This is a genomic window from Streptomyces sp. BR123, assembly GCF_013401435.1.
GTDB lineage: Bacteria > Actinomycetota > Actinomycetes > Streptomycetales > Streptomycetaceae > Streptomyces.
Genome location: NZ_JACBGN010000366.1, coordinates 1 through 6535 on the forward strand (window position 1 = coordinate 1; position 6535 = coordinate 6535).

The following is a 6535-nucleotide window of genomic DNA, read 5'->3' on the forward strand; positions in this document are numbered from 1 at the left end:
GCGGGTCCCTACGCGCTGCGCGCGTAGAAACGAAACCGCCTCGCTGCGCTCGGCGAGGGCTGCTGCGCAGCGCAGGGCCGGCCCTTCGGGCCGGCCCTGCGCTGCGCTTCGGACTGGTTCGGGTTCCGCTGCGCTCCACCCGAACGGGGCCCGCTTCGCGGGCCAGGACCTCCCGTGCTGCGCACGGGAGGTGACCCCGTTTTCACGGGGTCCAGGCCTTCGGCCTGTTGGGGTGTCCGCTTCGCTTCCACTCCGACCCCTCCGGCTTCGCCTTCGGGGTCAAGGCCGCTCTGCGGATCTGGCAGGCTGGAACGGAGTGTGACGGGTGGTCTGCTGGGCTACTCCCAGGAGCCGTTGGCGATGTAAAGGGCTGTCAGGGTGGTGGCTCTCTCGTCGATCGGGACAGCCCATCGGCTGGCGGCTACGGTCAGCGCCTCCTTCACCTCTTGGGACGAACGGCCCCAATGGGCTGCGGTGACCTCTTCCCAGACCATGCGGATCCTCATCGCCTGCTCCACCATGCGCAGGGTCCCATCTCGCCTTTCGGTGGGCCTTCCATGCCATTCCCCCATTCCGTCGGCGTCATCGCTACGACACTCCCAGGCCATATGGTCTCGATGACACTCCGATGACGGTAGGTGTCAGGTTCGGCGTTCCCGAGCGGCGTGGGTCATGTCATGTTCGCCTCGACGAGGAACGCGGCCAGTGTGAGCGCGCACAGTAGGAGGAGACTGCCTGACACGAGAAGGCAGCCGGTCCGCTCTCCCTTCGGCCTGAAGAACGCGATCGCGACGCATACGGCCAGAACAATGAGACCGAAGATCGCGAAGGGTACGACAACGCCGAGCGCCATGCTCATCCCCCAGGGTTCGCAAGCACCGGTGCGCCTGGAGAGCGAGCACCGTGCAGGTACAGTCATCAGTATGCATCATGCGAAGATGTGGTGTGTAGTATCCCGAGAATATCGCCACCCCCTCCCCGGCGGGTCTCCCGTCGCTTCCTTTTCAGCGGAGTGCCGAATGCAGAAGTCTGGTGACATCGTACTGCGCCCTCACCAGGAGGAAGCGGTGGAGGCGATTGTCCGTGGTCTGGATATTCCGCCGGGGAAGCGGATTCCGGAGGCGGGTCTGCGGGCCACGGTGGTGGCCGCTTGTGGGACCGGGAAGACGTTCATGGCGGCCGCGGCCGCGCTCCGGCTGGCCCGGGGCGGCCGGGTCCTGGTGCTGCTGCCGACCCTGGACCTGCTCACCCAGACCGCCCGGGAGTGGCGGGCCGCCGGCCACACCGGGCCTGCGGTCGCGGTCTGCTCGCTGGAAGACGACGTCCAGCTGTGGCAGCTCGACGTCCGCTCCACCACCTCTGCGCCCCAACTGGCCCTGTGGCACGGCAGCGGCCCGGTCACCGTCTACGCCACCTATGCTTCCCTGCCCGTACTGGCCGAGGCGCACCGGGGCGAGTACGGGCTGCCGATGGACGTCTTCGACCTGGTCGTCGTCGACGAGGCGCACCGCACCTCGGGGTCTGCGGGCAAGGCTTGGGCGGATGTCCACCACCAGGAGGTCATCCCGGCGATGCGCCGGCTGTACATGACGGCCACGCCCCGGATCTGGAAGGAGCGCCCGCCGAGGTCCCGCGAGGAGCGGGACCTGTACGAGGCGCAGACCGAGGTGGTGGACGAGAAGGCCGGTGTGCGAACGCGGCGGGTGTGGGACCGGCTCCCTCGGGAGATGGCGTGCTCCATGGACGACGAGAAGGTCTTCGGGCCGGTCGTCTACGAGCTGTCCCTCGCATCGGCGGTCTCCAGGGGGCTGCTGGCGAAGTATCAGATCGTGGTCGCCGAGCTCACCGACCCCATCGTCACCCCGGACCGGCTCGTCGGCGAGGAGCGGTACGAGGAGCGGCTGCGGGGCGAGCGCCTCGCAGCGATGCAGGCTGCTCTGCTGGAGACGATGGCGGCGCACGGGCTGAAGACCACCATCACCTTCCACCACCGCACGATCGAGGCGGAGGCCTTCGCCCAGGGCCTGCCCCGGGTGGCCGCCCGGCTCCACCGGGTCGACCCCGGCCGGCATCCGGAGCGGGTGTGGTCGGGGTGGCTGTGCGGGGAGCACGAGGGCGACCACCGACGAGCGGTGCTGGACGACTTCGGGCGGCGGGCCGGCCGCGCCGTCCTCTCCAACTGCAAGGTCCTCAGCGAGGGCATCGACATCCGCGCCGTCGACTCGGTAGCCCTGATCGACCCCAAGGGATCGTCCGTCGACATCGTCCAGGCCATCGGCCGGGCCCTGCGCCAAACCCCCGGGCAGGGGAAAATGGCGACGCTGATCGTGCCTGTTTTTCTCGAAGAGGGTGAAAAGCCGGAAGACATTCTTTCCTCGAACTCGTACGGCCCTCTCATCCGGGTACTGGAAGGCCTGAGGGCGCACGATGAACGCGCGGTGGAAATGCTCGCAATTCCACAGGAGAACCAGAAGCAGGTTGCCGAGCCGTCGCTTCCGATCGGTCCGCCGCCCGAGGAAGGCCAGGAAGAGACCCGACTCCTCCTCCGGTTCGCGGCCCCCCGCGATCCGGCACTGATCGCGAAGTGGATCAGCTACCTGGTCCTCAACACCGAGCGGCAGGACTGGCGTCGCGGAGCCGAGGCCGCACTCCGCTACCGCGAGCGAGAGGGCGACCTGGAGGTGCCCTACGAACACGTCGAGGGCGCGTACCCCCTCGGCAGGTGGCTCTCCGACCAGCGGCGCGCCTACCGGGCCGGGAGCATGAGCGGCGAGCACGCGGCCGAGCTGGAGGAGCTGGGCATCGTGTGGGACACCGCCGACGCAGCGTTCACCGAGAACCTGGCGGCCGCGCGGGCGTACTTCGCCCTGCACGGGACGCTGGCCGCCCCGCGGCACGCCACCGCGCTGGACAAGCCGGTCGGGCAGTGGCTCACCAACGTACGCAGGCCCGGCGGACTCGGCAAAGACCCCGGCCGCGCCCGCCGACGGGCCGCCGAACTCGCTGCCATCGATCCCGACTGGAACCCGCGCGAGCGAGGGTGGACGGTCGACTGGCAACGCCACCACGCCTACCTCGCCCAGCTCCTCGCGGGCGGCGCGCGACTCGACGATGTCGTGCCGGGGGTGACCCGGCACGGCGACGACATCGGACGCTGGCTCTCCACCCAGCGGCGGGACTGGGACCGGCTCAACGAGGAGCAGCGGCGGCGCCTCGCAGAACTGGGCGTGAAGAAGGCCGAACGGGCGCGCAGGGGCCCGGTGAAGGCCGCTGCAGCCTCCGGGTCGGGCAAGAGCAGCGAGGCGTTCCAAAAGGGCCTCACGGCCCTCGCGCAGTACATGGAACGGGAAGGCGGCACCCCGTCCCGGGCGCATGTCGAGCACCTCCCCGACGGACCGCACCGGACCGGGGTGTGGCTGGCGAACCAGAAACAACGCCGCGACAGACTCGACGCCGGCCAGCTCGCCGCGCTCGCCGACCTCGGGATCGACTGGTGATCGGCGCCGTGCCTGTGCTGCGGGTCGCGCCGCTTGCCCAGGAGACCGTGCTCTCCTTCCTCGGCCGGATAGCGTGCTCGTACGCCATTGACGCTGGCGATCTGCGCTCCTGCTGGCAGTGGTCCAACCAGGCCCCACGCATCCCAGGGGTCGCCGGCCCCCGCCCCGACTCCGAGATCCTCCTCAACCGGGCCGGACGCCGCGTCCTGGCCGAACTGTGTGGTGTCGGTTCGCAGAACCTGGCGAAGGCCCTGCCCGCCTGGAACAGAGCACCTGGGGTTTTCGGGACGGACGAGGCAGCCCCACAGCCACTGGGCCTGTGGCGCGCGGGGTCCGCCGTACACGCTCCCGTCGCGTACGCCTGCCGGTCCTGTACCGCCCGGCGCACAGGGCAACCAGCTACCGCCATGCGGTACCTGCACGGCTGGCAGCGGGTATGCCCGCGTCACCAGCAGTGGGCCCTGGACGCCGGTGACGCCCACGGACTGCTGCGCCTGGACCTGCGCCACTGCCCGGACGTCATCTCGGCTCAGCACCGATGGACCGCGGTGGCCCGCCGCGCGCGAAACGGCGGCGTGGACCCAGGCGCGGTGTTCACGCTCGCGCGGGCGGTCGTGTGCCAGTGGTGGGACCAGGCCTTGGATTGGCGCAGGGAACGGATCTGGCCGGCCCGTCTGCATCAACTGGCCGGAGGCGACGCCGGCCGGGAGTTCTGGTGGTGGCGCGCCGTGGCCCGCGAAGCCGCCACCTTCCCCGAGTTGGTCACGGTCGCCGGCTCACTCCTCGACCCGGGGATGCGCGGCCTGGTGCGGGCCGACGGCGGCGGTGAGCGGGTCCGGCCGATCCCGGCTGACGGCGGGTTCTGCCGCGAGCTCGGCAGCCGCATGGGACGGCCCTGGCTCGGCGAAGAAGCGGCCGTGAACAGCAGCCCCTCGCTGCTGGCCTGGATGGGCGCGGTCCTGCGTGAACACCGCAGCGTCAGCGTACCCGGATGCGACCAGGACCCCTGGCGGGTCCGGCGTGAGGACCAGCCCGTCTCCGTCACCGCGCAGCTACGCAGACTCGCCGAGCGCGCCGACGGCACCACCAGCTGGCGTGCCTCGGTCCCTTCCGGCGAGCGGGCCTGGATCCAGCACAAGCTCCGCGAGACCACCGAACTCCTGGCCACGCTGGACCTCCACGACACCGGGCACCTCGCCGCCGCAACCCGGCACCTGATTGACACCCTCCACCAGGGCATGCGCGGCCTGGACCAGGCCATGGTCGCCGTCGCCAGCGCCGCACACGTCGGCGGCGTCCCTCTGGACCATCTCAGCGCCTGGACCCACATTCCCGCCCCCGAGCTCCAGCACGACATCACCGAACACCGGGAGACGTTGGAAGGGGGTGGTTCGTAGGCTGCCACGCGCAGCATTAGCACAGCCGTGCGTGGCACGAGCTGGATTTGCCGGGGCTGCACTCAGACGGGTGCCGTCATCGCCGTATCGCTCTATCTGCGGCTTTCTCACGTACTTGGCTGCCCGTCATGGCTGATCAACGCACGCATGTGCCGACAGGACCAGAAGCGTCTCACGGGGGCTTCGAGGCAGTGTTCGACGTGCCCGGCGGCCTGGAGCAGGAACGGTGGGAAGGCGCTGCGGCACCGGTGCGGTTTGAGGAACTGCGGCCGGTGTCGGCGTTCCCGACTGCTCCGGGTAAGAGGTGGGGTCCGGGCTGGTGGTGGTCGGCCACGACCGGAGGACATGTGGCGCACGGCTCGGCCGCCATGGTCACGCAGTTGATGCTGCTGGACCGCGACCCGGCCGTGGTCGGCCTGGCCGGACGGCCGGTGCGGATGCTGTGGCGCGACCACGAAGGGGCGGTCCGCTCCTGGGTGCCGCAGTTGTTCGCCCGGTACGCGGACGGGACCGGGATGCTCGCCGACTGCCCCGCCAGGCCCGGAGCGGGCGGAGCTGCGGCGCAGCGGGCCGGTGAGGCGGTGAGGGCGGCGTGTGAACGGGTCGGGTGGGTCTACCGGCGGCTGGAGCCGCCGGGGCCGGTGATCGCGGGCAATGTGCGGTGGCTGGCCGGGTACCGGCACCCGCGTTTCCGCGGCGCCGCACAGGTGGAGGAGGCCGTGCTGGAGGCGTTCTCCCGGCCGCGGCCGCTGGCGGAGGGAGTACGGGCGGTGGGCAATCCGCTGGCGGTACTGCCGGTGGTCTACCACGCGCTGTGGGCGCACCGGCTGCAAGCGTCGCTGGAGGCACCCCTGCACGCGGGCGTGCTCGTCATTCCCGGTCTGACCGGGACCGGGGCAGGCCTCACGGCGGGGGCGGGGCGGTGAGCCGGGCCGCGGGACGCCGGCCGGTCCTGGCGGTCGGGGGGCACGTGGTCTTCGAGAGCCGGACCTGGCAGGTCGTGGGCCTGACAGGGCAGGAAGTGCGGCTGATGGACGGACAGGGGACGGTGGCGACGCTGCTGGCGAACTACCTGTTCGCCACGGCCGACTTCGCCCTGGTCGGTGCTGCCGTGGCGGCCCCGGTACCGCAGTGGGGTCTGTTCGCGACCGTGCCGCTGCACGAGCAGGAACGGGCCCTGGCATGGCAGCGGCACATCATCGAAGTGGAGACCGGGCTGCCTGCGGCGGACAACGGACGGGCGCCGCGTCCCGAGTACGACCCCCGGGCCCGGACCCTGGCCCAGCGCGAGCAGGCCAAGGCCGAGGAACTGACCGCGCTCGGCTTCGCCGACGTCGCGCGTACCACCGTGCAGCGCATGCGCCTGTCCTACCGCGCCCAGGGCCTGTGGGGACTGGTCGACCACCGCACCACCCGCACCAGCAGCCGCACCGGACGCAACGACGAGCGGGTCGTCGCGGCGGTGCTGGAGGCCATGCAGCGCCAGCACGGACGCTCCCAGGGCACTGTGGGGGGCCTGCGACAGCTGACCGCGCAGGTCCTGGAGGAAACCCACGGCCCCGGCACCGTCAAGATGCCCGCCCAGGCGACGTTCTACCGCCTGGCCAAAGCCCTGTCCGACCCCACGAACGGCCCGGCACC

General features: G+C 71.0%; 5 protein-coding genes and 1 pseudogene. 4 read left to right on the forward strand and 2 right to left on the reverse strand.

Annotated elements, in window-relative coordinates:
* Window positions 1-338 precede the first annotated feature (338 nt).
* Window positions 339-521, reverse strand: a complete 183-nt coding sequence (locus HYE82_RS32695) for a hypothetical protein (protein WP_179177838.1) — start codon at window positions 519-521, stop codon at window positions 339-341.
* Between the two features lie 149 nt (window positions 522-670).
* The gene (locus tag HYE82_RS32700) at window positions 671-859 is read right to left on the reverse strand and encodes a hypothetical protein (protein WP_179177839.1); all 189 of its coding nucleotides are present in this window, start codon (window positions 857-859) and stop codon (window positions 671-673) included.
* Window positions 860-1019: 160 nt separating this feature from the next.
* On the opposite strand from HYE82_RS32700, the gene HYE82_RS32705 reads away from it, so the two are divergent.
* The 4 genes and pseudogenes from HYE82_RS32705 to HYE82_RS32720 form a co-directional block, all read left to right on the forward strand.
* On the forward strand, window positions 1020-3497 hold the full coding sequence (locus HYE82_RS32705) for a DEAD/DEAH box helicase (RefSeq protein ID WP_179177840.1): 2478 nt from the start codon (window positions 1020-1022) through the stop codon (window positions 3495-3497).
* A 407-nt stretch (window positions 3498-3904) separates the two neighbouring features.
* On the forward strand, window positions 3905-4894 hold the full coding sequence (locus HYE82_RS32710; RefSeq protein ID WP_218783319.1) for a DNA-binding protein: 990 nt from the start codon (window positions 3905-3907) through the stop codon (window positions 4892-4894).
* Window positions 4895-5142: 248 nt separating this feature from the next.
* The gene (locus HYE82_RS32715) at window positions 5143-5820 is read left to right on the forward strand and encodes a TnsA-like heteromeric transposase endonuclease subunit (protein ID WP_309144525.1); all 678 of its coding nucleotides are present in this window, start codon (window positions 5143-5145) and stop codon (window positions 5818-5820) included.
* 104 nt (window positions 5821-5924) lie between these two features.
* A pseudogene (locus HYE82_RS32720) lies at window positions 5925-6535 on the forward strand (transposase); the annotation flags it as partial.